At 69.3% G+C, this 25,885-nt stretch carries 24 protein-coding genes; 6 read left to right on the forward strand and 18 right to left on the reverse strand.

What is annotated here, in order from left to right; genetic code table 11:
- Positions 1-514 precede the first annotated feature (514 nt).
- The 10 genes from ACFYT9_RS01155 to ACFYT9_RS01200 all read right to left on the reverse strand — a co-directional run bounded on the left by ACFYT9_RS01155 (position 515) and on the right by ACFYT9_RS01200 (position 11,833).
- Positions 515-2,842 (reverse strand): S8 family peptidase, encoded by a 2,328-nt coding sequence (locus ACFYT9_RS01155; RefSeq protein WP_359713183.1) that lies wholly within the window; start codon positions 2,840-2,842, stop codon positions 515-517.
- A 292-nt stretch (positions 2,843-3,134) separates the two neighbouring features.
- Positions 3,135-4,115, reverse strand: coding sequence for an ATP-binding protein (locus tag ACFYT9_RS01160; RefSeq protein WP_359713180.1), 981 nt, complete (start codon positions 4,113-4,115; stop codon positions 3,135-3,137).
- 258 nt (positions 4,116-4,373) lie between these two features.
- A complete protein-coding gene (locus ACFYT9_RS01165) occupies positions 4,374-5,045 on the reverse strand; it encodes a restriction endonuclease (protein ID WP_359713177.1) in 672 nt (223 codons plus the stop codon).
- Positions 5,046-5,598: 553 nt separating this feature from the next.
- Entirely contained in the window at positions 5,599-6,630 is a 1,032-nt protein-coding gene (locus ACFYT9_RS01170; RefSeq protein ID WP_362177272.1) for a serine hydrolase domain-containing protein, read from the reverse strand.
- 54 nt (positions 6,631-6,684) lie between these two features.
- Positions 6,685-7,788, reverse strand: coding sequence for a glycosyltransferase family 4 protein (locus ACFYT9_RS01175; protein WP_359713173.1), 1,104 nt, complete (start codon positions 7,786-7,788; stop codon positions 6,685-6,687).
- Positions 7,785-8,321: a deoxycytidine triphosphate deaminase gene (locus ACFYT9_RS01180; RefSeq protein ID WP_389160153.1), complete on the reverse strand. Its 537-nt coding sequence runs from the start codon at positions 8,319-8,321 to the stop codon at positions 7,785-7,787. The genes ACFYT9_RS01175 and ACFYT9_RS01180 overlap by 4 nt, the downstream gene beginning before the upstream one ends.
- A complete protein-coding gene (gene dcd / locus ACFYT9_RS01185) occupies positions 8,318-8,857 on the reverse strand; it encodes a dCTP deaminase (RefSeq protein ID WP_359713167.1) in 540 nt (179 codons plus the stop codon). Before dcd ends, ACFYT9_RS01180 begins: the two co-directional genes overlap by 4 nt.
- A complete protein-coding gene (locus tag ACFYT9_RS01190; protein ID WP_359713164.1) occupies positions 8,854-10,068 on the reverse strand; it encodes a bifunctional metallophosphatase/5'-nucleotidase in 1,215 nt (404 codons plus the stop codon). The genes dcd and ACFYT9_RS01190 overlap by 4 nt, the downstream gene beginning before the upstream one ends.
- Complete coding sequence (locus ACFYT9_RS01195) at positions 10,065-11,384, reverse strand: UDP-N-acetylglucosamine 1-carboxyvinyltransferase (RefSeq protein WP_359713161.1); 1,320 nt, start codon at positions 11,382-11,384, stop codon at positions 10,065-10,067. The genes ACFYT9_RS01190 and ACFYT9_RS01195 overlap by 4 nt, the downstream gene beginning before the upstream one ends.
- Positions 11,381-11,833 carry an ATP-binding protein gene (locus ACFYT9_RS01200; RefSeq protein ID WP_362177279.1) on the reverse strand — a complete coding sequence of 151 codons (453 nt, stop codon included), beginning with the start codon at positions 11,831-11,833 and terminating at the stop codon, positions 11,381-11,383. The genes ACFYT9_RS01195 and ACFYT9_RS01200 overlap by 4 nt, the downstream gene beginning before the upstream one ends.
- A gap of 170 nt (positions 11,834-12,003) precedes the next feature.
- Here ACFYT9_RS01200 and ACFYT9_RS01205 point away from each other — a divergent pair, with 170 nt between their 5' ends.
- Together ACFYT9_RS01205 and ACFYT9_RS01210 are read left to right on the forward strand one after the other, a co-directional pair.
- Positions 12,004-13,287, forward strand: a complete 1,284-nt coding sequence (locus ACFYT9_RS01205; protein WP_389160155.1) for a helix-turn-helix domain-containing protein — start codon at positions 12,004-12,006, stop codon at positions 13,285-13,287.
- Positions 13,284-13,826, forward strand: coding sequence for a flavoprotein (locus tag ACFYT9_RS01210; protein WP_389160157.1), 543 nt, complete (start codon positions 13,284-13,286; stop codon positions 13,824-13,826). Before ACFYT9_RS01205 ends, ACFYT9_RS01210 begins: the two co-directional genes overlap by 4 nt.
- Before the next feature lie 56 nt (positions 13,827-13,882).
- Here ACFYT9_RS01210 and ACFYT9_RS01215 read toward each other — a convergent pair whose 3' ends face one another.
- The 8 genes from ACFYT9_RS01215 to ACFYT9_RS01250 form a co-directional block, all read right to left on the reverse strand.
- On the reverse strand, positions 13,883-15,271 hold the full coding sequence (locus ACFYT9_RS01215) for a hypothetical protein (RefSeq protein WP_359713153.1): 1,389 nt from the start codon (positions 15,269-15,271) through the stop codon (positions 13,883-13,885).
- Between the two features lie 205 nt (positions 15,272-15,476).
- A complete protein-coding gene (locus ACFYT9_RS01220) occupies positions 15,477-15,830 on the reverse strand; it encodes a hypothetical protein (RefSeq protein ID WP_359713150.1) in 354 nt (117 codons plus the stop codon).
- Positions 15,831-15,850: 20 nt separating this feature from the next.
- Complete coding sequence (locus ACFYT9_RS01225; RefSeq protein WP_389160159.1) at positions 15,851-16,231, reverse strand: hypothetical protein; 381 nt, start codon at positions 16,229-16,231, stop codon at positions 15,851-15,853.
- Positions 16,232-16,333: 102 nt separating this feature from the next.
- A complete protein-coding gene (locus ACFYT9_RS01230) occupies positions 16,334-18,049 on the reverse strand; it encodes a relaxase/mobilization nuclease domain-containing protein (protein ID WP_389160161.1) in 1,716 nt (571 codons plus the stop codon).
- Complete coding sequence (locus ACFYT9_RS01235; protein WP_362175730.1) at positions 18,046-18,651, reverse strand: plasmid mobilization protein; 606 nt, start codon at positions 18,649-18,651, stop codon at positions 18,046-18,048. Before ACFYT9_RS01235 ends, ACFYT9_RS01230 begins: the two co-directional genes overlap by 4 nt.
- Before the next feature lie 48 nt (positions 18,652-18,699).
- Complete coding sequence (locus ACFYT9_RS01240; RefSeq protein WP_359713138.1) at positions 18,700-19,512, reverse strand: DUF2637 domain-containing protein; 813 nt, start codon at positions 19,510-19,512, stop codon at positions 18,700-18,702.
- A gap of 109 nt (positions 19,513-19,621) precedes the next feature.
- Entirely contained in the window at positions 19,622-20,323 is a 702-nt protein-coding gene (locus tag ACFYT9_RS01245; protein WP_359713304.1) for an ATP-binding protein, read from the reverse strand.
- A complete protein-coding gene (locus ACFYT9_RS01250) occupies positions 20,320-21,240 on the reverse strand; it encodes a hypothetical protein (protein WP_359713301.1) in 921 nt (306 codons plus the stop codon). Before ACFYT9_RS01250 ends, ACFYT9_RS01245 begins: the two co-directional genes overlap by 4 nt.
- A 267-nt stretch (positions 21,241-21,507) precedes the next feature.
- Between ACFYT9_RS01250 and ACFYT9_RS01255 the strand changes: the two genes are divergently transcribed.
- The 4 genes from ACFYT9_RS01255 to ACFYT9_RS01270 all read left to right on the forward strand — a co-directional run bounded on the left by ACFYT9_RS01255 (position 21,508) and on the right by ACFYT9_RS01270 (position 25,876).
- Complete coding sequence (locus ACFYT9_RS01255; protein WP_359713135.1) at positions 21,508-21,792, forward strand: helix-turn-helix transcriptional regulator; 285 nt, start codon at positions 21,508-21,510, stop codon at positions 21,790-21,792.
- A gap of 111 nt (positions 21,793-21,903) precedes the next feature.
- Positions 21,904-22,116 carry a helix-turn-helix transcriptional regulator gene (locus ACFYT9_RS01260; protein ID WP_376600540.1) on the forward strand — a complete coding sequence of 71 codons (213 nt, stop codon included), beginning with the start codon at positions 21,904-21,906 and terminating at the stop codon, positions 22,114-22,116.
- Positions 22,113-23,552, forward strand: a complete 1,440-nt coding sequence (locus ACFYT9_RS01265) for a tyrosine-type recombinase/integrase (protein ID WP_389160164.1) — start codon at positions 22,113-22,115, stop codon at positions 23,550-23,552. Before ACFYT9_RS01260 ends, ACFYT9_RS01265 begins: the two co-directional genes overlap by 4 nt.
- Before the next feature lie 176 nt (positions 23,553-23,728).
- On the forward strand, positions 23,729-25,876 hold the full coding sequence (locus tag ACFYT9_RS01270) for a hypothetical protein (protein ID WP_389160166.1): 2,148 nt from the start codon (positions 23,729-23,731) through the stop codon (positions 25,874-25,876).
- Positions 25,877-25,885 lie beyond the last annotated feature (9 nt).

The raw sequence follows: 25,885 nt of genomic DNA on the forward strand, positions 1-25,885 counted from the left end.
GAATACGCGTGGGACCCGCCGGCGCGAGCCCGGAAGAACATATCGGAGGGGTCAGCACAAGGCCCGGCGACCTTCGGTCGCCGGGCCCTCACACGCGCTCTTCGCTCCCCAGATTCCCCACTCACTTCAAACCGCACCGAAGTGGAGGGAAGAGCGCCCCTGGCCGATTTCAGAGATCCTCATCAATGCTGTCCGAGGTCACGTGATGGGTGGCGGGGCGGGGTGCTTCGCCGCCGCGCACACGCGAAAGTTCCGGCCTAGAGGGGTCTGTACGGTTCACTAAACAGACCCACGGTCATCCCGTGTGACCTTGGAGAGCCGGCTTCGTAGGGTTGAGGCCCAAGCCGACCGGTTACGAGTGCAGTTGGCGCAGCATGGAAGCGCACCAGCATGGCCTGCGATGCCTGGTGCTGCGACGTCATGGGCACCCGTTCCTGCGACGGATGCCCAGTGGTATGGCCCAGACTGCCTTGTAATGCGGGGAAGCAGCGGGTGCGATGCCATGTCTGAGCGATCAGAACAGACGCATGTCGACGGGCGCCTCAGTCTCCACCGCGTTGCTGATCTCAACAGGGACGGGGACACCGAGCTGGACCGCGGTCGGGGTATAGAGGTCGGCGCTAACCTCAGGCGTGCTCAGGGAAACGAGGAGCGCGTAGGGTACTGAGCGGCCTATGCGATCGCTGCTGTTGTGGTACTTCCACCAGCCGCCAGCGGGGAAGACCGCGAGGACGCCGCAGTCGGCTAGGTCTCGGGCGGTCCCCCGCCAGATGTCCGCGTGCAGGGAGCCGCGGTCACGGTTGGTCCGGCCGATCAGCCAGTCGTTATCGGTGTCGAAGGGCTGGATCCTGGTACGGGCGTCATCCTCGGCCTGGGCGTGCTGCGCAATGCGCTGTTCGAACGCCTTCACGGTCTCGGTAGGTCCCTTGAGGGCAAACCGCAGACGGTGCGAGGCGTAGGTGTGCTGACCTAGCATGCCTCGGCGGCCAGGGTTGGGCTCGACGAAGTAGGAGAGCGTCACGCGCAGCTTGACATCTGTTGCATCGAGTTCGAGCAGTTGCTCGCGGGGCCACGGCAGCTCGTGGAGCTTGAGCTCACCGAGCTGGATCGACGTGCTGGCGCGACGGAACGGTATCAGGGAGTTCTGGACGATCAGGGTGACTGCGTTCGTGGTGCTCGCCAGGACCCGTTCTTCTGTGGGGACGCCCCAGCCGTAGCGGCGCAGCAGTGTGCGGGCTAGCTTGCCTGCACTTCCTTTGCGGCGTCCGTTGCGGTTGTAGACGCCCTCCACCATGGCCGGGGTCCACTCAGCTTCATGGGCGAGTAGGCCCCGGACGGCTTCCGGTCGTAGGTCGGGATATCGGGCGTACGCGAGGGCCGCGAGGCGGGCGGCTTGGGCAGTGGCTGGACTGGTCGCATGAACAGTGGTCAGGTGTCGACCGAGGCTGCTGCGGTCCGTGGTGGTCAGCTGCACAACGTCGTGGCCAGTGACTTGGGTGAGGCCGGCGTCGATGAGAAGGTTGCCGCCCTCCATGACGATGTCCGGCTTAATGGGGGTTGCCTCGGGGAACTGCACGGAGGTTCGGCTGTGCGGAGAGAGCTCGCCGGGGGCGGCTACCGGACGGAACCCCTCGAAACTCGGGTCTGTAGGAACGTCATTGCGTTCCGTGTAAGCGCCCACGGTCAGGATGTTCCACGCTTGTGCCGGGTCCTCAATGCGGGATGTATCGCACAGAGTGAGGTGATCGATGCTTCCGTCGGAGTTCACGAGGTCGGCTGCGCGGTGATCTCGGATGTTGCCAGCCGAGACGACGATCAGTCGTGCCAGTTCGGGCTCCGGTGCTCCGATCAAGTCAAGCCGGTCGTCGGTGACGACGACGTCCGTGCCGGCTGCCAGGGCATCCAGGGACGCGGACCACAAGGTGGCGGTGCCGTCGGTACCGCCCATGCCATCCCCGGATTCCACGGTCACAGCCATGGAATAGACGCGACTGCGAGGAAGCTCGGGCTGGGCTGTTTCCGCTGTAGCCACGGCGACTGCGGTGACCTCGCCGAATGGGCGAGGCTGGCCTTTACCCCAGCGCGGCAAGATCTTTACGGACTCGAGGTGATGTTCCAGTGGAACAGGCCCGAGTGAGTTGAGTGCCCCTTCGAGAGCGTCGCCGAACAGGGCAATGCCGCCCATCTGGGTCCCGTGGCCAGCATTATCGTCAGGTCCTTCTCCCTCGATAACGCTGTGAGCTCCGGCGATACAGGCACGCAGCAGTGTGTGTTCCTGGTCGATGCCGGTGTCTAGCAAGGTCACCGCCGGCGCTCCTGGGCCTGCGGGACGCAGCCGATCGGCGAGATCGAGGACGAAGCCATGGTGAAGATCTCTCAGCTCTCGGCTGTGGAGTTCTTCGGCGAAGGTGGGCTTGCGGATCTCGGAGGGGCAGGCGTTGGTGGTCAGCACCCTGGCGAGTTCGCGCGTGGTAGTGCTGACCTGTGCCACGCGGAACTGGCCGATGCCGATGCTGCGGCGCAGCATCGGCCAGCCGTGGGCCTCGGCCAAGGCGCGGAGGGTCTCAACTTGGTCGGCGTCGGTGAGCTTGGGGTCAAACCACAGCTCCCACCATGCCCTTGTATCCAGCCCTGGAAGCGGTTCCTCTTCCTGCCACAGGCTCTGGATGGTGGCCTGCTCGATCTCTTCGATGTTGGCAACCAGCGCGTTGTTCTTGGGCTTCCCGCGGCGGGTGTCTTCGGTGAACTGGCGGATCTTCTTCAGAAAGCCCGGGGCGGCGCCGTCTGGAATCCACACCACGGCATCCTGCGAGTGAGTCTCGGTAGCAGGACGCACGCTCATCAGTGACAGGCCGGAGCTGTCCAGGGAGTCGAGCTTGAGTTCCGCGTTCGGCGCTGCCTCGATGCGAACTGCGAACCCGTCGGCGCGGAGGGCCGACGGTGTCGCGTGCTGTTCGATGTGAGCGGCTGTCTGAGCCGCAGTGAGGTCCCCTGCGAGCTTTCGAGCATGATCAGCCCGACTGCCGGAACGATCGACGATGGTCTTAGCGCCGCCCCCTGCTCTTGGAGGTTTGGGGGTGAGGGTCCGCGCGGGCCAGGGGACAAGCAGGTGGGATGCGCGTGGTGCAGGGCCCTCAGGCATGGCGCAGGGAATGCCTTTCTTCTAGAGCTTCCCTGAGGTGCCGGGCGTTGATCACGTCGCTGTCCCCCAGAATCGCCCGTTTGGCGGCCGACTCGGACGCCTTGACCAGTTCTGCATGACTCAGCCGTTCAGTGAGAGCGGCTAGGTCAGGCCACGCTACAGCGGAGGTGTCCATCGCGGCGAGCCTTCGCCTAAGAACCTCGATCGCTTGGTCAGGGGAGGGCGGGGCATACAGGATCGCAAGGTCGAAACGGCGGAACAGCGCTCCGTCGAGCAGATGGCGGTGGTTAGTGGCGGCCACGACGAGTGATTCGGCGGGGGCCTGGTCAAGGAAGAGAAGGAAGGAGTTGAGAATTCGGCGGGCTTCGCCAACGTCGTTACCTGCTGCGCGGTCCGCTCCCAGGGCGTCGAACTCGTCGAAGAGGTAGACGGCGCGGTTCTCTGCCGCAGCGTCGAAGATCAACCGGAGTTTGGAGGCCGTCTCGCCCATGAAACGGCTGATCAAGCCATCCAGGCGGATCGTGAACAGCGGCAGCCCGAGCTCCTTTGCCAGTGCAGCCGCAGTCATACTTTTCCCGGTTCCTGGGGGGCCGGACAGTAGGAGGCGGTGCACTGGGGTGAAGCCGAATCGCTCCAGCCTGCTTCGCTGCCGCTGTTCGTGCAGGACCTTCTCCAGCAATGCCTGAGCGTCGTCCGCAAGTGTCATGTCTGACAGACGGATGTCTGGGTAGTCCGCGGTCAGCAGGTTCGCGAGTTCGCCGCGCGGCTGCACCACCGGAGTGGGCGCCGGATGGCGGATGATCTTCTGGGCGCGGGATGCGTCGATCAACTCCCGAAGCTCAGTCGCGAGCCGGGTATGCCCCTGACGTGCAGACTTCGCGACAACCTGGAGGGCGATGCTGTAAAAGCGGTCATCGTCACCTTCGGCATGGGCGCTGAGCAGCGCTTTTAGATGGTCGGCGCTGGCAGTCATCGTCCACGCCTCCCTCGGTGACTAGTCCTTCAAACCTAGCGAGGGCCTCCGACAAGCGCGCTCCCAGGGCGCCCCCACTCCCAGAGGCCCCGCTCATCGTAGTTCTTCCCCATCGGTCGAGTGTGTCCCCTGAGGCGAAGAGGTGATGGAGATCCCTGCCCCTCCTGCTCGCAGGAGGGGCAGGGATCTCCACTCCGCAGGCGCTTTCAATCCCAGGCCGGCCGCTTATATGGCGCAGTGGGGGCTTCCTCATCACTGTCAGTAGTCGACATATGCCTCGCCAAGGATGTCGGCCAGGGTGAGGGATCCGTCGGCCCACTTCGCCAGCTCGTCTCTACCTACGGTTCGAATCTCGTGCCTCTGGGCGAAGGCCAGTGCTGACTTCGTGAATCCGCCATTGGTTACTACGAGCGCAACCTTTGCCCCGTGCTCAGGGGTGGCTGTGCCGTTCACCTCGTACATGGTCGCAGCGCCCACGTTTCGTCCAGTTCGGGTGTGCTTGCACTGGACCGCGATGTAGACCCCGTCGTGGTTGGTGGCGAGAACGTCGGCTGCCATGTCGTTGGCGCGGCCACCGCGCCGAGTGATCGAGCATTCCGATCGCTCGAGAAGGCCGGACACGAACTGCTCAAACTGGCTTGGCGTGAGGCGGTCGATCTTCTCCAGGCTGATGCTCAGCGAATCGCGCGTGGGAAAGAGGAATCCGTTGTCCGGCGACATGTTTACCCGATTTATACCTGCTTGCTCCTTCAGGTGAGCCAGATCGTCTGCGTCGGGGACGAGGAAGAAATGCGCGCGGTGCAGGTACACGGGTGCGGAACTGCCGGTACGGAGTCGGTAGTACGGCGGCTGATTCGGCTTGCGGATCCGAGTGCACTCATGGACGAGCATGGGTGTGCCGCCGGGTCCCATGATGTGGTTGCCCGGCATGAGTGCGGCCAGAGTGACCGGCGTGGGAATGACTCCGGGGACGCACGTCGTGCTTTCGGTCGGAGTGTGCCAGGCCAGTGGCCAGCCATTCTCTGCGCCGACAGTGAAGAACCTCTGCCGACCAGGCACTAGCGGCTGGCCGCACAGTACGCAGTCGGTGCAGAAGCGCCCACGGTCTTCTGGAGCCAGCCGGCTCTTCCGATCAGAGCGTGGACCCCTCGACAGGAATGTGGCAGGGACGTCAAGCACGATTCCTCCCCCGTTGGTGACTGACCCAGCATGCATCACGGGGCTGACAATCGTGGCGGTCATGGCGGCTTCCCTGGCCAGGAAGCCGCCATGACCTCGCGGGCGAGGAAAGCGCTGGCGGCTGGAGCCGACAAGATCTGACAGACACCGACTGCGACCGTGGCTGGGATGTCCTCCGCCCGCCACCTCTGGGGTTCGGCTGGAGCCCCGCGGCTACGCTTTTCTGCTGCTCAGCCCGGTCGGGCAGAAGCGTGGTCGGCTTCTACGTACCAGCGCTTGACTACCCGCGTCGCTACTTGAGAGGTCAGGGGAACGTGGTGCATCGGAAGCTGTTTCGGATACCCGTCAGCGGTTCCCGGTCGCGGGTGAAGTAGAGCTTGTTGGTGAGGAGGGCTGCCCAGCGTTGCTGCTTCGGGCTGATCCACATGCCGGTGCCGGTGAAGCCGTAGTGGACCCAGACGTCCTCCCCGAGATCCGTGCCAGAGGCCGGGTGCCAGAAGAGGCCACGGGGCGGCGTGAGTTCGCCGGTGCGGATGCGGAGGGACTCGGCGATCCAGCCTGGGCCGAAGGCGAGCTGCGCCGGCGCGAGCATGTGGCGGAGGAAGGGGCCGAGGTCGGCGAGGGTGGAGAAGGTGCCGGCGATGCCGCAGGTGCCGCCGAGGAGGCGGGCGGAGAAGTCGTGGGCGGTGCCTTTGAGATGGGTGCCGGTTTCCTCGTCGAGTTCGGTGGGGGCGCAGCGGGCGACCGAATCCGGATGCAGGGGGCCGAAGCGGGTCTCGGTCATGCCGAGGGGTTCCCAGATGCGGCTGGCCGCCAGGACGTCGAGGGGCTGACCGGCGAGGTATTCGGCGAGGTAGCCGAGGATCAGGGCGGCTCGGTCGGTGTACTCGACGGCCTCGCTGGGGGCGCGATGGAGGGCCTCATGGAGGACGCCGTCGCGGATGTCTTGGGGGTCGGTGCCGTACAGGTTCTTGAGGTTGGCACGTAGAGGCAGGCCAGCCGTGTGGGTCAGGAGCTCGTGGGTGGTGACCTGGGCAAGCGGGTGGCCAGTGGCCTCGGGCCAGAAGATGCCGAGCGGGGTGTGGAGCTGGAGCTTGCCCTCTTCGACGAGGGTGCCGATGACGGCCCACACAGCGACGATCTTGGTGAGGCTGGCGATGTCGAAGACGGTGTCGAGCCGCATCGGCTCGTCGGGGCGGGTCGGGTCGAGGAGGCCGACCGCCCCGCTTGCCGTCGTACCGGAGGCGTTGCCGACGGCCCAGACGGCTCCCGGGTAGACCCGGTCGCGGACGCCGTCCTGGAGGAGCTGCTCAATGCGCGGGATGTCGAGCGTCATGGTGTTCCGATCGTAGTGAGACGGCCGGTCATGGTGGGGGTGCGCCACGGGTGATCAGGTGAGTCGCCTGCCGAGCTCGGCGAGGGCTTCGGCGGTGGCGCTCAGGGGGAAGCGGGCCGCGTTGGTGGTGCCGGCCGTGCGGAGCGCCGACAGGAGGCCGGGGTTGGTGCGGAGGCGGTCGAGTTCGCGGGCGACGGCGTGCGGGTCGGCGAAGTCGGTGGCGAGACCGGTGCCGCCCAGTGCCTCGGTGAGACCGGGAACGGGTTGGTAGAGGACGGGGAGGCCGCATGCCTGGGCCTCGAGCGCCACGAGACCCATGGCCTCCAGCGTCGTGGAGGGCATCACCAGCACGTCGTGGTCGGCGAAGGTCCTCCAGAGCTGTGGCCTGCGTAGCCATCCGAGGTAGTGGACGTGTACTCCGCGCTGGTGGAGACGGGGGCGAAGGGCGTGGAATTCGGCGCGGGGCGCGGCGATGGACAGCTCGGCGGACTGGGTGAGCGGGAGGGCTGAGAGGAGGGTGTCGAAGCCCTTCTCGGGGGTGAGGCGGCCGGCGTACAGGATCCGCAGGTGGCTGGAGGGCCGGTTCCGGCGCCTCGGGGGAGGGGCGGCGATGAGGTGGTCGGGGATGCCCCAGGGGATCTTCTCGATCTTGCGGCGCCGGGTGTCGGGGGCGAGGAGGATCAGTCGGTCCGCCATCGCTCCTGTCGGCACCACGATCGTGTCGGCGGCCCAGGCTGCCTCGCGCAGGGTGGCCAACTGTTCGGGGTGCGTTTCGGCGAAGAGAAGGTCTGTCCCGTGGACCAGGGCGATCCGTGGGAGCTTCGGGAAGGCTCTGAGCAGAGCCGGTGTGGCACCGAAGGCCAGGTGCTGCAGATGCAGGACTCCGGCGTCGCCCGGATCCACCGCCTCGGCTAGGACTCGCTGGAGGGTGGCGACGTAGCGGCGGAAGGCGTACCCCGTCAGGCACTTTCCCGGCGCCTGCACCAGCTCCAGCCCCGCCGGTATGGGCGGCCGCGGGCCCCTGCGCTCGGGCGTGAGCATGAAGGCCCGGGCGGGCAGGAGGGGAACGCGGCCGGTGTAGAGGTCCAGGAAGAGCTCGACGCTTCCGCCGGGGCTCGGGAACGGCAGGTCGAGGGCGGTGACGACGGTGGGGTTCACGCGGGGTCTCCCGGGTTCTCCTCGTAGAGGCGGGACGTTTCGATGCCTTGGCTGGCCCTGTATTTGAGGCCGTGGTTCTGGTAGCTGGCCGTGGCGCCGAGGGCCTGGAGGAAGACCAACTTGCCGAACGTCATGCGCGGGTAGACCCGGACCGGTCGGCTCGCCCGGATCTCCAGAGTCCATCGGATGGCGTGGCCCTGGTGCCCGAGGGGAGCGGACACGTGGACCCAGATGCCGAGCGCGCCGATTGTTCGGTCGCCGTTGAGGAACTGCGCGTACGCCTCGGAGCCGGTCCGCTCATACGTCGTCCCCAGGTAGAGGACCTCCGGCCGTAGCACGTACCCGGACTCGGGGATCGGCACTTCCTGGAACTCGGTCGGCCTCGCCGCGTCCAAGGAGCCGTCGTGGAAGCGGAGGGTGGCGCCGAGACGCCAGTCGTAGGCGTTGGGGGAGATCCTCCGCGGCTCGTACGGCTCGATGGCGATCTCACCGGCGGCCCTGGCGGCGGCGATGGCGGGGCCGGTGAGGATCATGAGGCCACCGCCCCGAGAGCGGCGAGGTCCCGCCAGTACGCGGAGGGCTGCGGGCCGGCGGACGACTGGTACTTGCCCGCGTAGAGCGCCACCGGGCCGACCGACACGAAGAACATGATCTGGCCGATCCGCATGCCCGGGTACACGCGCAGCGGCCGGATCGGGGAGAGCATGAGCGTCCACTGGCCGTGGAAGCCGATGTCCCCGATGGGAGCGGTGATCTCGACGAACAGGCCGAGGCGGCCGACCGAGGAGCGGCCGAAGAGCAGAGGTACGAAGGTGTCCGAGCCGACCTCCTCGGTGGTGTGGCCGAGGTAGAGCTGGCCGGGCTGGAGCTCGAAGCCGTCCGGAGCGATCTCGATCGACTCGGTGGCGTTCGGCCGGTGGGCGTCCAGGGCGTGTCCGGTGTACGTGAGCAGGGTCCCGCCGAGACGGACGTTGTAGCTGTTCGGGTTCACCTGCGTCGGCTCGAACGGGGAGATGCGGATGCGGCCGTCGGCCGCGGCCTGGGTGATCTCGGGGCCGGTGAGGATCATCGGGAGTCTCCATCAGTGAGCGTGTGCTGCACGGCCTGGCTGAGGCGGATGCCGGCCTGCCGGGTACGGCCTCCGAGGTACGCGTCGGCGAGATAGCCGGTGGTCAGTACGGTCGGCAGGCGGTCGGGCAGGGGACAGGGCGCGGACACGACCAGGCCCGTCTGTGTGGTGAGGTGGGCGAGCAGGGCCGCCGGGTCTGTGAGGAAGCGCTCCGGCACGTGGGCGTGGACGAGCTGGTTGTCGAAGGGCTCGATGGCCAGGAGGTCGCCCTGCGTGAGTACGGTCTCCAACCGGGGAGATCGAAGTGCGGTCTCGTTCAGCAGGACGGCTTCGACGCCCAGACCGCTGTGGAGGCAGCCTGCGACGTCAGTGAGCAGTGCGTGACGGTCAAGCAGGCCCCTCGCGTACGGGGTCCGGAGCGGACCGATCGGGGTGCGTAGTCCCCCGTGGAGGGCGTCGACGGCCTCCCGTACGGGGGATAGCTCGCGGGGGAGGCCAGCTGCCGGCGGGAACGATCCCACCTGGGCGGACCAGCCCGTGCCCACGGGCTCGGCCAGCGCGTACCCTGCCGCGAGTTCACCCCCCTTGAGGACGAGCGTGTCTCCCACGGGCACGGGTTCTGGCCGATCACTGTGACAGTGCCCGGCGAAGACAACGTTCAGGAACGGGCAGGCAGCAGCCAACTTGAGATCCTCGTCGAACCCGGAGTGGCTGAGCACCACCCAGGAGTCGGCCCGGTGGTGATGGGTCAGCATCAGCTCGCGCAGGGCCTGGACGGGTTCGGTGACCCGGTGTCCGGCGCGCTGTTCGGCAGGGATGGCGTTGAACGCCTGGGGCCCGATGACACCCGTGACGGCGACGCGGCGGGTGCCGACGCGTACGAGGCGAGTCGGACGGAAGAGCGGGTCGCCGGCCTTGGCGTCGACGGCGTTGGCGCACACCGTGATGTCGTGGAGGTCGGGTTCGAAGTAATGGGCCCATCCGTGGTTGCCCGGGGCGACGGCGTCGTAGAGACCGACCAGGACGTCTCGCTCGATGCGGCCCTGACCGAGACGGTAGTAGCCGGTGCCCTCGAAGAAGTCCCCGCAGTCGACGACGAAGCTGTCGTGCCTCCTGGCGTGCAGGTACGCGAGCATCGGTACGGCGTTGTCGAAGGCCGAGTGGAAGTCTGTGGTGGCGATGATCCGCTGGAGATGTCTGGCGGTGGTCATGGGGTGACCTCGCAGATGTCGGCACCGAGGGCGAGGAGCTTGCCAGGCAGGTCGGCGTGGCCGCGGCGGATCTGGTCGACCCCGCCGAGCGTCGTGACGCCACGGGCGGTGAGCCCTGCGACCATCAGCGCCGACCCCGTGCGGATGTCGGTCGCCTCCACTCCGGCCCCCGTCAGTCTCTGGGGCCCGGTGAAGCGGCATTCGGTCGAGGACAGTTCGGTGATCTCCCCGCCCATGCGGACGAGTTGGGGGATGAGGTTGCTGTGGCGCCCAGGGTTGATCGGGTCCGAGAACAGGTGAGTACCGGGGAAGCTCAGAGCGAGCCCGAGCAGCGGCGGTTCGAAGTCGGCGTCGAGGCCGTTGGGGGCGAGGGTGGCCATGGCCCGGAGGGGGCGGCCGGTCGGCTGGGTGGCCCGACCCTGGACGATCAGTGCCTCGGGCTCCTCGGACGTGGGGATGCCCATCCGGTTCAGCGCTGCGATCAGCGGTGCGACGTCGGATCCGTGGACACCTTCGATCCGCGCGGTGCCGCCGGTGGCTGCCACGGCACAGGCCAGGGTCCCGGCCTCGATCTTGTCGCCCGGTACCTTCCAGACGGGCGCGTCCTCTGAAGCAGAAGACGGAGGGGCGAGAGTGAGGACGCGTTCGCCGGCACGATACTCGTACCCGACAGCCGCCAGCGCGCTCAGCACGCAGAGGACCTCCGGGGAGAGGTTCGGCTGCCCGAGCCGCAGCGGCACACCTGCGACCACGGCCCGCAGCACCGCAGCGATCGTCGCCCCGCGCGAGCGAAACGGCAGGACCAGCGACACCGTGCCACGGACCGCCCTGCCGGCTTCGACCACGTACCCGCGATCGTCCACGCGGACGCGGTCGCCGAAGGCTTCGTACACCTTGAAGTGCTGCTCCATCCCGCGGTCGCCGATCCGGCATCCGCCCGGCCAGGGAAGCCGGGCCCGGGCGCACAGGGCGATCAGAGCGGGGACGAGGTAGTACGAGGCGCGGATGCTGGAGGCGGCCTCACGCAGGCCGTCGGGCGCAGGGGCCGCCTCGCCGGGAAGGACGAGGACAGTGTGGCTGTCACCGACCGGATGGGCGGTGTTCCAGCCCGCCCGCCGCAGCAGGTCGAGCAGCGTCCGGACGTCGGAGCTGGCGGGCACATTGTCGAGGCGGACGGGGCGAAGGAGCGCCGCCGCAGCCGCGACGAGCGGGAGCGCGGCGTTCTTCGAACCGTCGACTGCCACCGCACCGGTAAGGGGCCGGCCGGGTCGGATCGCGATCACCTGGGACGTGACGGCGGGTACTCGGGTACTCACGTACCACTCCTCTGTGTAGGAAGGGACAAGGCGGCAGCGACCTCGGCCTGAGGTGGGGCAGCCATGTCGATCTCGGCCCAGCAGCATTTGCCGGACTCCGTCAGCGCTGTGCCGAAGCGGTCAGCGAGCACGCCGATGAGGAAGAGACCGCGTCCGCCCTCGCTGTCCTCGTCCGGCAGCGCGGGTTTCGGCGGAGTGCGGCTCCCGTCGCTGACCTCCACCCGCAGAACCGCGTCGGAGAAGTGGGCCACGACGCTGATCGGCTGATGGCCTGCGTAACGGACTGCGTTGGTGACGAGCTCGCTGACGACCAGCTCGGCCGTGTGGACGGCTTCCTGCGCCGCGGGCATGGCCGGCCAGGTGGCTATGGCCTGCCGCACTTGGCGTCGTGCCGTGGGCACGGCGACCGGTGTCGGCAGGAGAGTGAAGGTGAGCTGGTGCGCTTCCACGAGCGGCCTCCGGGATTCGGATCGACCACCCCAAGGAACCGCGCAAGACTCGTCGTTCGCGATGCTTTGTGCCTGCACCGCATCGTCTATGCAGAAGCTGCATGACGCCCCCGTACCGCTCGCCTACGCTGCGTCCGGAGGGCATGCTCGACGCGGACGGAAGGGCATGGATGGCAGACGTGAGGACCGAGGCCGAGAGGATCGGCGAGACGATCAAACGGGCCCGGCAGCGCACCGGCCGCTCGCAGGCGGACGTCGCCACCGCAATGGGTTATCACCAGTCGAAGCTCAGCCGCCTGGAGAGCGGGCGGGGCACGGAGGACACCCGGGTTTTACGCGCTGTCGCGGCCGAACTCGGCATTCCTCTCCGCCTCCTCGGCCTGAGTGAATCCGACCCGTCCGTAGAACCGACCGACGACCCTGAGACAGAAGACATGCGCCGCCGCACCTTCCTCGCCGCGAGCATCGCGTCCCTCGCAGCTCCCACCGCACCTGCCACGGTTGCCCACGACGACCTCGTCCGGGCTCTTCTCCCGAGCCCACGCACGGCTTCCGCCCGAATGGACGGCATGGATCAGGAGCCCCTGGAGTCACGGGTCGCCGAGGCCCGGCGCCTCTTCCACACCTGCGACTACGCAGCGCTGGAGGCGACTCTTCCCAGCCTCATTGCCGACCTGCGCGAAGCTGCCGGCGATCACCAGGGCGATGCTGTGATGGCCGGGCTCCTGGCCACGGCCTATCAGACCTCCACGAGCTTGCTGCTCAAGCAGGGAGACCACGGCAACGCCTGGCTCGCCGTGGGCCGTGCCACGGCCGAAGCAGAACGCTGTGGCGACCCGGTCGTTCTCGCCTCCAGCGTCCGCGTCCACGCCCACGTCCTGACCCGCGAGAAGCACACCGCCCAGGCCGTCACCCTGGTCCGGCACACCGCGGGCCAGCTCGCTGGCTCATACGACCAGCGCTCCCCGCGCTACCTCGCGGCCGTAGGACTCCTCCTCCTGCGAGGCGTGACGGCCTCCAGCACGGCCGGCGATCGTGCCGCCACCCGCGAATTCCTCGACGAGGCCCGGGACATCGCCCGCTACGTCGCACTCGACCGACCCGATGCCTGGGCCAACTTCAGCCCCACGAACGTTGCCCTCCATGCGGTAAGCGCCTCGGTCGCCTTCGGTGACGCCGGCATCGCCCTGAACACCGCCGCGCCCCTCATGCGCCGTCACATCCCCGTCCCCGAACGCCGGGCGGCCCTGTGGGTCGAGGCCGCCCGTGCCTACAACCAGCAGGGCCGCCTCGCCGAGGGCTACCAGGCCCTCCGCATCGCCGAGACCTGCGCCGCCCAGGACGTACGCCGTCCCGCCGTCCGCGACCTGGTCGCCGACATGGCTGCCCGCGATCGGAGACGTACGCTGCCCGAGCTCCACCACTTCAGCCGCCGACTGGGAGTCCCCGCGTGAGCGCACAGCCGTTCCTTTACGTCGTCGTCTGCGCCGCCGGCATCGCGGGCGACGCGCACTGGCTGATCACCGCCGCGCAGGAGCAGGGCTGGGGCGTCGGCGTCGTAGCCACACCCCAGGGCCTCGGCTTCCTCGACACCAAGGCGATCGAGGCCCAGACCGGCTACCCGATCCGCTCGGCCTGGCGCAGCCCCGGCGACCCGCGCCCCCTCCCGCCCGCCGACGCCATCGCCGTCGCGCCGGCCACCTTCAACACGATCAACAAGTGGGCCGCCGGCATCGCCGACACCCTCGCGCTGGGCATCCTGTGCGAGGCGTACGGGATGGGCATCCCGACGGTCGTCCTGCCGTACGTGAACGCAGCCATGGCCGCACACCCGGCGTACGACCGGAGCCTGAACCAGCTGCGGGAGATGGGCGTGCTGGTCGGGTCGTACGAGCCGCACCGGCCGAAGGCGGGCGGGGGAGCGGACCGCTTCCGGTGGGAGGAGGCGCTAGAGCTCCTGGACGGCAGGGGCGCAGGTCTCTTCGGACGGTGATCCGGATCGAGACCCGCGCTCCTGTCGTCGGACGGAGAGGATCGGGCGGGTCTCCGTCAGTGGGAGGAGCCCGGACGCGGCTCCTCCTCCTGTCCCGGCAGCAGCCGCAGAGCGAGGACCGATCCGTCGGCATGGACGGAGACCGGGCCACCCCAATCCTTGTCGTAGCTGAGGTGGGGGCGGGCGTGGCAGCCGGCGTGGACGAGGGCCCGGTACTCCTCGACGTCGCCCCTGGCGAGGAGTCGGAAGACCTCCTCGTCCACACCGGAGAACGCCTCGATGCGGGGGCCATTGAGGCGGAAGACGTGGTCGGTGCCGACGTACGCGGTGCCGAAGAGAGTGTGGGCGGCGTCCTGGATGCTCATGGCGGCCGCGTGTTCGAGACCGGTGAAGCGTTTGCGGCCCTGCCGGTCGGTGAGGTGGCGGGCGGTGGCGTGGCCGGAGCCGGTGAACGCCATGAGGCCCGCCGCGGTGGTGTGGGCCAGGGACTCCTGGAACCAGGCGTAGTCCTTCGGCTGGACATGACAGCCCCGTACAGGCTCCGGCGTTACCAGGCCCTCGGTGGGCGGGTGGATGTCCGGCATCACGTTCGCCTGGAACGGCGGTGCGTTCAGGTTCGGCTCACGACCTTCCGCGGGGGACAGCCGTCCGCCGCTGCCGGGTGCCTGGAGGGCGTGGACGGTCATCGTGCCGCCGTCCGTCGGGAGCTGCGTGCTGAACAGCAGGCCGGGGGTCTCGTTCCACGCGCCGATGTGGACCGCCTCGGCGTGGGCCGAGGCGGAGGCCAGCTGGTCGGCGGAGGTGGCGGCGTCGCCGTGGTTGCCCTTGCAGGCGAGGGGGATGACGAGAGACGGCTCGCCAGGACGCCAGACCTCGGCGAAGTACTGCGGGCGGTAGCGGTACTTCACCTTCTCGCCCTTGTCCCTGCTTGTGAGGGCCCAGCCCGCGCGTAACACCGTGTCGGCGGGGACGATCGTCACCGAATGGTCGGGGAAGCGGCTGCGCAGCACGTGCTCCGCGAGGGTCAGCGCGAAGCCGATGCCGAGCTCGCCGGACTGCAGCGACTTGTAGTGGTCCGCGATGCGGTGGCCCTCGTCGGTGAGACCGAGGAAGGAGTCCCTGCCGCCGGCCAGGGCCTGGGTGTATTTCAGCGCGCCCCAGTGCTCCGCCAGTCCCCGTCCCGCGCCACGCCACGAGAGGGCGGTGGCCCGGGCGAGGGTGTGGAGGACGTCCCAAAGGGTCACTTCGAACTGCCGGGGCAGCTCCGTCGACGGGATCGGGACGAGGGCGGGCTTTCGGCGAAGCGGCTTGTCCTCGTTCTCCTTCCGCTTCTTGTTGTCCGCCGTGATGGCAGCTTCCACCTTGCCGATGAGTGCGTCGTCGGAGTGAATGGAGATGTTCGACGGCTGGGCCAGGTCCTGGAGTACTTCCTCGGTCGGCTTCAACAGCTCTCCTTCACGGTGTGCGAGGGCGGTTCGCCATCAGCTGGACCGTACGGAAGGGGGGAGCGGCGCACGCAAGTGCGCAGGGGCGCGTGGTCTGGACTTCGGCACGGCGGCGGACAGTGTGCAGCCGGTGGCAGGGAAGACCCCCGCCACCGGCTGGTTGTTTGCATGGAGGATCTGGCCCGTTCCTGCTATTTCTCTTGGGTCATGAATCGGCGCCTGCGGCAACGATGCCGCACAGGCGGTCGTATTCGAGCATGTCCTCGTGGGTCATGAACTGGACGAGGGCCATGTGATGGTCCAGGGCGTAGGAATAGATCAGCTTGGCGAGTTCGGTGAGGGCTGCTTTGGCTTCGGTTCCTGCTTCGGGGTCGTGGATACGAACGCCGGCGGCCTGGAATTCTTCGAGAGTCGCGTCATCGGCGATTGCCTGCTCTTCGTCGGTGAAGGGGCGGCCGTCGAGATGATGGAAGGTGCGGGTGCCCCACGGTCGGTCGAAGTCCGTGTCGAATAGCAGGGCCATGACGTGGGGGCGGGGTGCGGGGGAAGGGGTGGGCATGGAGGTTTCCTTGTGACTGGTCAGAAGGTGTACGGGGTGAAGGGGAGAGCGGGTTCGATCATGAGCTTGAGCAGGCGGTCGAACTCGGCTCGTTCGTCCTCCGTCATGAGGGCGTGGGCGTTGCCGAGGTTCTTCTCGTCGAGCTGTTCCATGAACGGGGCGAGGAAACGCTGGATGGCTTCGGGTGCTTCCTCGTGCGTCCGGAGGTACTCCAGGTAGCGCGAGTGCTGGGACTTCAGCTCTTCGAGGTCGGCACGGGTGGCCTTGAAGACCGCTTCTCGTTCCTCCTGGGTGAAGGGGCGGCCGTTTCGATGGGACCAGGGGCCGGTTTCGCGGAAGTGCTGGAAGTTCGCGTCGCAGAGCAGGGCGACGATCTCGGGGCGTGCTTCGGACGGGGGCATGCGGGATTCCTTCCGGGGGTTGGTCGGAAGGTCAATTGTTGGGAGAATCGCCGGTTAGGCTAACCGGCGATTCTGGGCTATCTTTCCGCCTCGTTTCGCGGGTCAGCGCTGCCTTCGGGTGTTGTTCGAGGTCCTGGCGTCGAGGTGTGCCGCACGTTGCTGCGAGGAGGCGGCAGCGCTGCCTCGTCCATGCGTGCTGCGGGAGTTCTGGGGATCGGCGGGGAGGTCGGCCATCCGTCGTAGCCGCCACACGAGCACGTCACTCATGCGCTCCGCCGTGTCCAGCTCCCTCCGAGCGGCTGCCTGCACCAGCAGAGCGGTGGGGTTGTGGCCGGTGGTCCGGGCTTCGTCGAGGGTGGCTGCGAGGGCGGGCCATCCGCGTTCGGCGAGGACCTGGTCGGCCAACTCGGGCAGGGCTTGGCGCAGGGTGGCGGCGTGATGGCGTTGCCAGGCAGGGGTCAGACGGCTGCCCCGCTGGTGGAGGAAGGCCATGGGGAGGTCGGCAGCGGCGGGATAGGCGGCGCGGAGGTGCGCGGCGGTCCGCTGGGCGGCTTCGGCCTGCTGGAAGTGCTGCTTCCTGGCGTGCCAGTGGGCGGCGGGGGTGGTCAGGAAGAGCAGCATGTCGATGACCATTGCGGTGGTGGCGCCGTCCTCGCCCCGGCCGAGGGTCGGGCCGCTGTGCACGAGGTCGCGGGCGGCTTGGCGCAAGGCGTGATCGTGGCCGCGTGCGGCGCGGACGTGGGAGCGGGAGGCGCGTTCGAAGGCGGCTGCTGCGGCTTGGAGTTCGTGGCGGGTGTGGACGGCAGAGGTTTTGGCGAGGGCGTCCAGGACCTCCCCTGCGGCGGCGATCTGCGCGGCGATGACACCGTCGTCGCCGTGGTCGATGACGAGCAGGGCCTGCCAGGCGGCCGTGGTGGCACGTCGGCGTGCGGACGCGGGCCCGGTCACCCACGGCTGGGAGGGCTCCGAGGAGAGGGCTTCCGCGGATGTGGTCCAGCGTTCACGGATCCGGGGCAGCGAGAGGTCTGGGGCGAGCTTGGAACCGGAGTAGAAGACCGGCTCGCCCTTGCCGTTGCGGTCATCAGGGAGGGCGACGGTGTAGCCGAGGGTGTCGCCCGAGGGTGCGATGCGCCGCCGGACGAGTAGACCGGCCGAGGCGAGGCGGTCGAAGAACTCCTCCTCACTGGCTGCGCCGGCCACCGAGCGGCGGACTTCCTCGCGCAGCTTCTCGCGTGGGGTGCGCTGTCGGCCGAGGTGGGCGGCTTTGTGGCGTTCGGCGCTGGTGGGCCGCGTGGCGGCGGTACCGTCCCCCGCCGCCACGCGGTGGAGGCCGTAGTCGACTTCGATCTGGCGGCATTCGGTCTGGGCACGCTTGGCGGAGCGGTGGTGGTCGGGGCGGCGGCCGTCTTCACGGACGAGCGTGGCGATGAGGTGGATGTGGTCGTCGGCATGGCGGACGGCTGCCCAGCGGCAGCCCGCGCCGTCGCCGGGGTCGATCCCGGTGGCGGCGATGACGCGGCGGGCGACATCCGCCCATTCGGCGTCGGTGAGAGTGCGGTCGCCAGGGGCGGCGCGGACGGAGGTGTGCCATACGTGGGTGGTGGGGCGGGCATCTTCGTCGAGGAGGTGCAGGGGCTCGTCCAGGAGCTGGGCGAGGTCGGCGAGAGTGACGCTGGGGTCGCGGCCGGGGTCGGGGGCGAGGCCGTCGAAGGAGGCGACGAGGTGGGGGTCGGTGTGTTCCTCGCGGCGGCCGGGGCCGTAGAGGTAGGCGAGCAGACGGACGGTGTTGCGGCCCTGCTTGTGGATGCGGGGTATCAAGCGGCGGTGCCTTCGGAGTTCGGGTCGGTGAGGCGGGCGGTGACGTGGCGGACCTCGTCGACGGCATGGCGGACGGCGGCAATGGTGTCCTCCAGACCGCCGGGGTAGGCGCCGCTGTTGAGCGCGTGGGCGGCCTGGTTGAGGTTGTTGTTCGCGTACCCGAGCTGGCGCCGGAGCGCGAAGAGGGCTGTCAGAGCGTCCTGGCGGGTGGCGATGGCGGCTGCGGTGCGGTCGAGGTCGCGGGCGGCGGCGAGTCCGCTGTGGGCGAGGAAGCCGGCGACGCTCATGCCGACCGCTTCGGCGCCGGCGGCAACGGTCGCGTGCTCGGCATCGCTGAGGCGGACGCTGTGCGCGCGGCGCTGCGTACGAGCGCGTACGCGGGACTTGCCCCGGCGACGCCGCACCGGCTGCGGTCCGCCCTCGGCCGCAGCGCCTCCCTCCCGCGCCCCCTGGAGCGGGAGGGTGCCCGTCACCCCCGGGGCGGGCACGGGTTCGGACGCACCCCCGACGGGGGAGTGTCCGAACCTCCAACTTGCTCCGCCCGGGGCAGGGCCGGCGGTCATCTGCAGGTGGGTGGGTGCTTCGGTGTGGTCGTCGTACATCGGGGGTTCCTTGGAGTCAGTGCTGCGCAGGTGCGGGACGAGAGGGCTTCAGGGCGTGACGGCGAGGTTCTTGATGGTGGCCGCTTCCTCCATGACGGCGTCGACAGCCCTTTTGGCGCGGGCCCTGTCGACGGTGAAGCCTTGGGCGCGAGCAGCGTTTTCGACGGGGGTTCGGGAGACGTGGCCCGTCTCGCTGTGGATCTGGCGGGCGAGCCGCAGGAGGTAGGCGTCGGTGGCCTTTGTCTTGCGCTCGCCGGGCTTTGGCGTCGCCCTCGGCGACGGCGCGGTGGTGGGGACCGGCGCCTTGGCGGATGCGACGGGGGCCGCAGGTGAAGCAGCCGGCGGAATGGGTGGTTTCGGTGCGGGCTTGGCGGCCGGTGGTGCGTGGCGGTCGGTGGCAATGGCGGAGGACGTGGCGCCTGGCGGCTGTGGTCCGCCACTGGGCGCCTTGGCGGTTGGCGGTTCCGCCGCCGTCACCTTGTTGGCGGTGAGGTGGCGGTTGATGACGAGGTACAGGTGGACGGCGCCGGCGAGGGCGAGCGGGGCGATGGCGGACAGGGCGCCGACCGTGGCGTTGTTGAGGTGGAGGCGGGCCTGTTCGTTGAGGCGGATGGCGTGCAGGGCGTTGGCCCAGATGCTGGCGCCGGTCGCCAGGGTGACGAGGGTCCACACGTACAGCCGGGAGCGGAGCGGGGCGGTGCGCAGGATGAGCAGGGCGGTGACGCCGAGGGCGATGAAGCCGTCGATGATGAGAGGGAAGAGGTAGGTCAGCGGTCCACTGATGTGGGCGGCGACGGCCATCTGCCGCAGGGCGTCGTAGGAGAGGACGAAGCCGACGACGGCGATCAGGGTGATCCCCATGAGGAGGGGACGTCCTCGCTGCTCGATGGCGGGGCGTATCGGGGCAGGGGCAGGCACGGGCAGGACTCTCCGAGGGCGGTGCGGGGGAGCGGATGGGGGCCGTCGGGGGTCAGGCGACGGGCTTTGTGCGGCGGCGGTCGGGGCCGTCGAGGATGACCCGTTCGGTCATCTGGGCGAGGCGGGAGGAGACGCGGTCGCCGAGGGCCGAGCGCAAGGCTTCGGTGATGAGGTTGGTGGTGATCAGGGTGGGGCGCAGATGCTCGTACCGGTGGTTGATCAGTCGGTAGGTGAGCTCCTCGGTCCACTCGCTGGTCTTCGCCGCGCCGAGGTCGTCCAGGAGCAGCAGCGGGCAGCGCATCAGGCTCTGCAGGTCGCGCTCGCTGTCGAACCCGGGGCGTGGGCGCAGCCGGGCATACAGGTCGGCGGCGGTGACGGCTTCCCAGCGCAGGCGGACCCCCGCGGCGAGCAGGGCGCGGATGGCGCCGTACGCCTGGTGGGTCTTGCCGGTGCCGGTCGGGCCGACGATCCGCAGCGAGGGTCCCTCCGCGATGCCCGGTGCGCCGGCAGGGCCGGTGCGCCCGGCGCGGGCGATTTCGTCCACCCAGGCGGTGACCTGGGGGTGGTCGGCGAGGGCGTGGCGGTAGCGGGCGGGGATACGGCCTTCGGCCAGTACCAGTGCGGTGACCGGCTCAGGTGCCGGCTCCTGGGCCTCGGCGTCGGGGGCGATGCCGCGCCGGGCCAGGATGTCGCCGAGTCGGCTGGTGATCCGGGCGGGCTGCTGGGGAGTGCGGGTGAGGGCGGTGGCGGTCAGAGGTCGCCTCCGTAGGCAGCGGCGGTGTCGGCGGGGTTGGTCCACGGCTGGTGGGCAGCGGCGGCGGGGGTGGCGTTCATGGCCTCGTGCACGAGGCTGGGCAGGGTGCTCGGGTGCAGACCCTTGGCGCGGTGGCGGTCGAGGCCGGCGCGGATGTGGTTCGGGGAGATGCCCTCGGCGAGGAGCTTCTTCACCTCGCGGCCGAGGTGACTGAGCACGTCCTGCGGCGGGCGATGGGGGCACGCGGCGGCGTACTCGCCGATCAGGTCCTTCGCCGAGACCGAGCCGGGCGCGGGGGCGCTTGTGCCCCCCAACGGGGTAGATCCTAGATTCCTGTTCCTAGGTCCTAGATCCGGACGGTGAGGGCTCAGGGAGGGTTCGGGGAGTCCTCCGTGAGGCTGCGGTGAGTGCTCACGGAATCGGCTCTGAACTGCGGATTCGCCGTTCCCGGAGGGGTCCGTGAGCCCTTCCGGTCCTGTCACGGAAGGCTCGGTGAGTCCTCCCGGACGACTCGCGGAAGTCTCCGCGAGGGCTCCCCGCATCTGCGGTGAGGGCTCACGCGGCACCCCGAGATCATGGTGCGGGCACGGGGGAGTACGGATGCCGCTGGGCCGGTTGATCTTCTGGTGCTTGGCGAAGGTGACGATGTGCAGGTACCGCTTGCCGTCCTCGCCCTCGTAACGGCAGATCAGCCCGGCGTCGTCGAGCTGGATGAGGTCGTCCTCGACCGCCTCCGGCCCGTGCTCGCGGCGTAGCGACCACAGCTGGCCGGCGATGACCGCTGCCTGGTCGCGGAACCGGCCCTGGTCGTCGGCCTGGGTGAGCAGTCCGAAGAAGGTCCGCTCGGCGGACAGGGACACCGCCGCGAGGGACTCGGACGAGAACGCCTCGGGCTTGATGGTGCGGATACGGGCGATGGCGATCGACCGCCTTTCAGGGGGGCAGGGGAATCCGGCGTCGCCGGGGTGCATGGCCAACACAGCCACACCTGGTGCGCAGAAGTCCAGACTTTTCTAGGAATTCTGAGCAACTCCCCGGCATGTCGTGCCGACGGGTCCGGCCACTGTAGAGGCGAATTCCCGGTCGACGAAATCACCGCCGAAAATCACCGCGCGATCGGCATCGCTCACGGCAGACAGGAATGCCCTTCCGGACTGGTCGGCGCGCAAGCTACAACACCACCCATGCCGCCACGACCCCTCGCCATCGGACCCGCCGGACACGCCGCCGCCCACGCCATCGAACGCACCCGCACCGCCCGCGGCTACTCCCAGCGCCAGCTCGCAGCCCGGGTCACCGCACTGGGCCGGCCCATGACCTTCACCGCGCTCTCCCGCATCGAACGCACCGTCCGCCGCTGCGACATCGACGACCTCGTAGCCATCGCCACAGCCCTCGGAATCGCCCCGCAGACCCTTCTCGCCGGCGCCCTTACGCACTCAGGGGCGGCCGGGGTGGGCGAAATATAGCCGACGATCCCCGGTTTCCCTAACCGGGGATTCTCCGGATCATTGTGGATCCCGGAACGCCCGTAGGTCCGGTCCCCGCCAGAGCCATGTCAATTTCCCGAAAGAGACACCTTGCGTCGATCCCCGATAACCGCCACCCGCCGCTCCGAGGAAAAGCTCACCGTCGACGAGCTCTGCGAAGAGTTGCGGATTTCCCGGTCTACCTTCTACGACTGGCGCCAGAAGGGACGCGCGCCCCAGTGCGTGAAACTCCCGAACGGCAGCCTGCGCGTCCGCCGCAGCGACCTGGAGAACTGGCTCACCGACTGTGAGGCCGCCGCGTGACCAACCGGTGCTACAAGGTCCGCTTCTACAAGACGGAGGTCTACAAGGGGAAGCGCGGCACCACCCACACCGTCCGCTGGTCGGTCGACGGCCGGCGACACGGCGAGACGTTCAAGAAGAGCGCGCTCGCCGAGTCCTTCCGCGCCACCCTGCTCGTCGCCGCCAACAACGGCGAGCCCTTCGACCTGGACACCGGCCGCCCGGCCTCACACGCCGCGCCCTCCACCGAGATCACCTGGTACGAGTTCGCCCTCCAGTACGTCGACATGAAGTGGTCCCGCATCTCGGCGAACAACCGCATCAGCACCGCCAAAGCCCTGACCAAGGCCACGCTCGCCCTCCTCCGGGCCGAACCTGTCCAGTACGAGGGCGTCGACGTCCGCAAGGCGCTGCGCGAGTACGCCTTCAACAAGAACCGCCGGGACGAGGCCCCGCCCGAGTACCGGGCGATCCTGGCCTGGATCCGCCGCAACTCGCTCCCGATGAGCGCCTGGGAGGACACCAAACACGTCGACGCCGTCCTCCACGCCCTCGACACCGTCCTCGACGGCACGCCGGCCGCCGCCAGCTCAGCCAAGCGCTACCGCCGCATCCTGAACGTGGCCCTGCGCCACGCCGTCCGCCGGAACGTCCTCCGGGCCAACCCCATGCCCAAGGGGAAGGAGGACAACGCTGCCCCGAAGTCCTCCGGCGCCGTCGACAAGCGCTCCCTCCTCAACCCCCACCAGGTGGCCGCGCTGCTCATTTGGATCGCCGGCCGCCCCCGCACCGGCCACCGGCTCACCGTGTTCTTCGCGGCCCTCTACTACGCCGGCCTCCGCCCCGAGGAAGCGGTCGCCCTGCGAGTCGAGGACGCCGTTCTGCCCGCGGCCGGCTGGGGCGAGCTCCGTGTCCACACGGCCGAGCCCGAGGTCGGCAGCCACTGGACCGACGACGGCGAGGTCCACGAGACCCGTAACCTCAAGGGCCGCGCATCCGGAGACACCCGCACCGTCCCCGTCCACCCCGACCTGGTCGCGAGCCTTCGGGACCTGATCGCACGCGAGCAGCTCAAGCCTGGTGACCTGCTCTTCCCCGGAGAGAAGGGCGGCCTCCTGGCCGGCTCGGTCTACCGGCGCATCTGGGCCAAGGCCCGTGAGGCCGTCCTGCCCGAGCACGAGTACGACTCGCCCGTCGGCAAGCGCGTGTACGACCTCCGCCACACCTGCCTGACCACCTGGCTCAACAACGGCATCCCGCCCGCCCAGGTCGCCGACTGGGCCGGCAACAGCGTCCCGGTCTTGCTCTCCACCTACGCCCGCTGCATCACCGGCCAGATCGCCGAACTCCAGCAGCGCATCGAAGGGCCCCAGTCCCTGCCCGGTCCGCGGTTGCCTTCGCGCGCCGGCCCTGTTCGTGCCGCAGTCTCTTCGGCGAGAGATGCTCGCGCACGGTGACGCTTCGGCGCGATGCTTATCGTGCGTTGCCGACCGAGCTGCGCCTTGAAGGCCGTTGGGTCCGATATGCCGTCGCGTGACGCGGCCGGTTACTGCGACCAGCGGGAAAGGTGCCCGAGAAGCCTTGCAGCTGGCTGCGGGAGGCTCTGTCAGGGGCGGATGGCACCATGCCCCGCATGAATCTCGCACACCCGCTCGACGGCCTGGACGCTGTGCCCTGGGCATCTTCCTCCCACGCGTACGGCAGCGCGGAAGACGTTCCCGACCTGCTCCGGGCTCTTACAGGTACGGACGCCGCTGCGGCGTCCGAAGCGCTGTCGGAGCTGTACGGGAGCGTGCTGCATCAGGGGACGGTCTACGCGGCCAGCATGGAAGCGGTGCCGTTCCTCGCCAGGATCGCGGCGGCGGGCCACCGTACGGTTGACGTCCTCGGGCTGCTCGGTGGCATGGCCGAGAGCGAGGACGAGTACGGGGTGGCGCCGGGTGGTGTCCGGGCGGCCGTGGCCGCGCAGTTGGAGTTGCTTCTGCCGTTGCTGGCCGATGCCGAGTCGGACGTCCGGCGGACCGCCGCCTGGGCGGTTTCGCACACTCGCGACGGCAGAACCGTCCTGCCCGCCCTGGAGATCCGCTGGGCGGAGGAGACCGAGCCCGCAGTCCGGGCCGAGGTCCTGGCCGCGACCGCTCGGCTCGACCCGGAGCGTGGAGCGGCTGAGGCGGTTTACGTCCTGGACCCGTCCCAGCCTGCCGTGGTGCGGCTGGCCGCCCTCTTCGCCTGCCTCGACGCAGGCGCTCCGTGGTCTGATTCCCTGCACGCGACGATGCTGTCGCTCTTGCCGGCCGACTCCTTGCGTTCCGACTTCGACCTCGAACGCGGCGAGCCGCTGGCCGCCGTCGTCGAGGCCCTCCTGGGGCGGGCTCACGGACCGGCGCGGGAGGCGGCGTTCGCCCTGGTCGATGCGGCCCTGCGCGACAGCCGGGCCGAGGTTCGGGCCGAAGGCGTCTGGGCGGCCGACCGCGCCTGCATGCTCTCGCGCAGTGCCCCGGAGCAATTGGCGGAGAGCCTGTGTGCGGCGGCTGTCGACGACAAGGCAGTGGTGGACATGGCGTCTCTCCTGGCGCGGCTGGGCCGCGCCGCCGAACCCGCTGCGGACGTGCTCGCCCCTCTCGCGGGACGGAACCTGGACCGGGGGGACGATCACGCCGACCGTGCTCTGGCCGCATTCGTGCTCGTCGCACCCGAGCAGGCTGCCCCGTTCCTCGCCGCCGGCCTCGGGCGCCGCCCGCGTGCCCTCGACGCGGCGACCGGAATGTGGGACGAGGAGAGCGCGGCTTTCCCGTTCGACAGGGAACTCCGCGATGCCGTTCGCTCCCGCCTCTCCCAGCCTGCGGCGCTCAGCGGCAACGAACCGTGGCAGCTGACCAGTCTCTTGGCCGGGTGGGGCGCCGAGGCGGCGGCTGCGCTGCCCGAGCTGTGCGCAGCGGTTCCCCATATTCCCGGCCAGGCCACACGTGCCCTTGTCTCCGTCGCGGCAGATTGCGCTCCAGCGGATCGCGACATGGCTGTCGCCGCGCTGCGTGCGGCAGCCCAACGGGACATCCTCCCGGCGGCGAAGGCCCTGTACGACCTCACGAGCGAACCCGCGCCGCTACTGCGATGCCTCGAACAGGAACTCGGCCGGGGTGGCCGCGATCCGCGCGACGCAGCCAGGACCGCTGCCGTACTCGGTTCCCGCGGAGCGGCTCTGGCTCCACTCCTGCATGGGGCGCTCAGCGACCCGGGCAAGGACACCACGCCCGCGCTGGACACGGATACGGCCCTTGCCGAAGCTCTGTGGCGCGTCACAGGAGACCCGGAACCCGTCGTCGCCGTCCTCGCGTCGGTCTTCGACCGCGCCGCGCAGAGCCAGTGGGCCCGCTGGGCGGTGGTGAGAGCCGCCCGGGCGGCCGCGCTCCTGGGCCCTGCCGGCCGTCCGCTCACCGCCAGGCTGGAAGCGGCCCTCGACGATCCGGTGCAGGCGCCGGCCGTCGTCCTGGCCCTCGTAGCCGTGGCGGACCCTGCCGCCCTGGACCACGCCGCGCTCGCCTCCGCCGCCCTGGCCTCGGCCGAGTGGGACGCCGATCCGGCAGGGGCCTGCGACGCCCTGGAAGCCCTCGGACGCGCCGCCCTGAACGACGACCACCTGCGCCGGCTCGAAGTCCTCGCAGACGGCGACCCCCGGGTCGTCCGCTCGGGAGTCGAGAACCGCATCATCCGCCAGGACGAAGCCTTCCGGGGCCGCGCCCGGGCGCTCCTCGCCACGTTCAGGAACGCCGCGGCGTCCTGAACGAACGAC

This window comes from Streptomyces sp. NPDC004435 (genome assembly GCF_042873895.1).
GTDB lineage: Bacteria > Actinomycetota > Actinomycetes > Streptomycetales > Streptomycetaceae > Streptomyces.

Excerpts from the sequence above, each read along its gene's own strand:
- ACFYT9_RS01170 (WP_362177272.1), bottom strand. The coding sequence starts at position 6,630 with ATGACGCTCGACATCCCGCGCATTGAGCAGCTCCTCCAGGACGGCGTC.
- ACFYT9_RS01160 (WP_359713180.1), bottom strand. The coding sequence starts at position 4,115 with ATGACTGCCAGCGCCGACCATCTAAAAGCGCTGCTCAGCGCCCATGCC.
- ACFYT9_RS01240 (WP_359713138.1), bottom strand. The coding sequence starts at position 19,512 with ATGGGGATCACCCTGATCGCCGTCGTCGGCTTCGTCCTCTCCTACGAC.
- ACFYT9_RS01155 (WP_359713183.1), bottom strand. The coding sequence starts at position 2,842 with ATGAGCGTGCGTCCTGCTACCGAGACTCACTCGCAGGATGCCGTGGTG.
- ACFYT9_RS01165 (WP_359713177.1), bottom strand. The coding sequence starts at position 5,045 with ATGCCGGGCAACCACATCATGGGACCCGGCGGCACACCCATGCTCGTC.
- ACFYT9_RS01235 (WP_362175730.1), bottom strand. The coding sequence starts at position 18,651 with ATGTACGACGACCACACCGAAGCACCCACCCACCTGCAGATGACCGCC.
- ACFYT9_RS01220 (WP_359713150.1), bottom strand. The coding sequence starts at position 15,830 with ATGCCCACCCCTTCCCCCGCACCCCGCCCCCACGTCATGGCCCTGCTA.
- ACFYT9_RS01180 (WP_389160153.1), bottom strand. The coding sequence starts at position 8,321 with ATGATCCTCACCGGCCCCGCCATCGCCGCCGCCAGGGCCGCCGGTGAG.
- ACFYT9_RS01190 (WP_359713164.1), bottom strand. The coding sequence starts at position 10,068 with ATGACCACCGCCAGACATCTCCAGCGGATCATCGCCACCACAGACTTC.
- ACFYT9_RS01225 (WP_389160159.1), bottom strand. The coding sequence starts at position 16,231 with ATGCCCCCGTCCGAAGCACGCCCCGAGATCGTCGCCCTGCTCTGCGAC.
- dcd (WP_359713167.1), bottom strand. The coding sequence starts at position 8,857 with ATGATCCTCACCGGCCCCGAGATCACCCAGGCCGCGGCCGACGGCCGC.
- ACFYT9_RS01255 (WP_359713135.1), top strand. The coding sequence starts at position 21,508 with ATGCCGCCACGACCCCTCGCCATCGGACCCGCCGGACACGCCGCCGCC.
- ACFYT9_RS01270 (WP_389160166.1), top strand. The coding sequence starts at position 23,729 with ATGAATCTCGCACACCCGCTCGACGGCCTGGACGCTGTGCCCTGGGCA.
- ACFYT9_RS01205 (WP_389160155.1), top strand. The coding sequence starts at position 12,004 with ATGGCAGACGTGAGGACCGAGGCCGAGAGGATCGGCGAGACGATCAAA.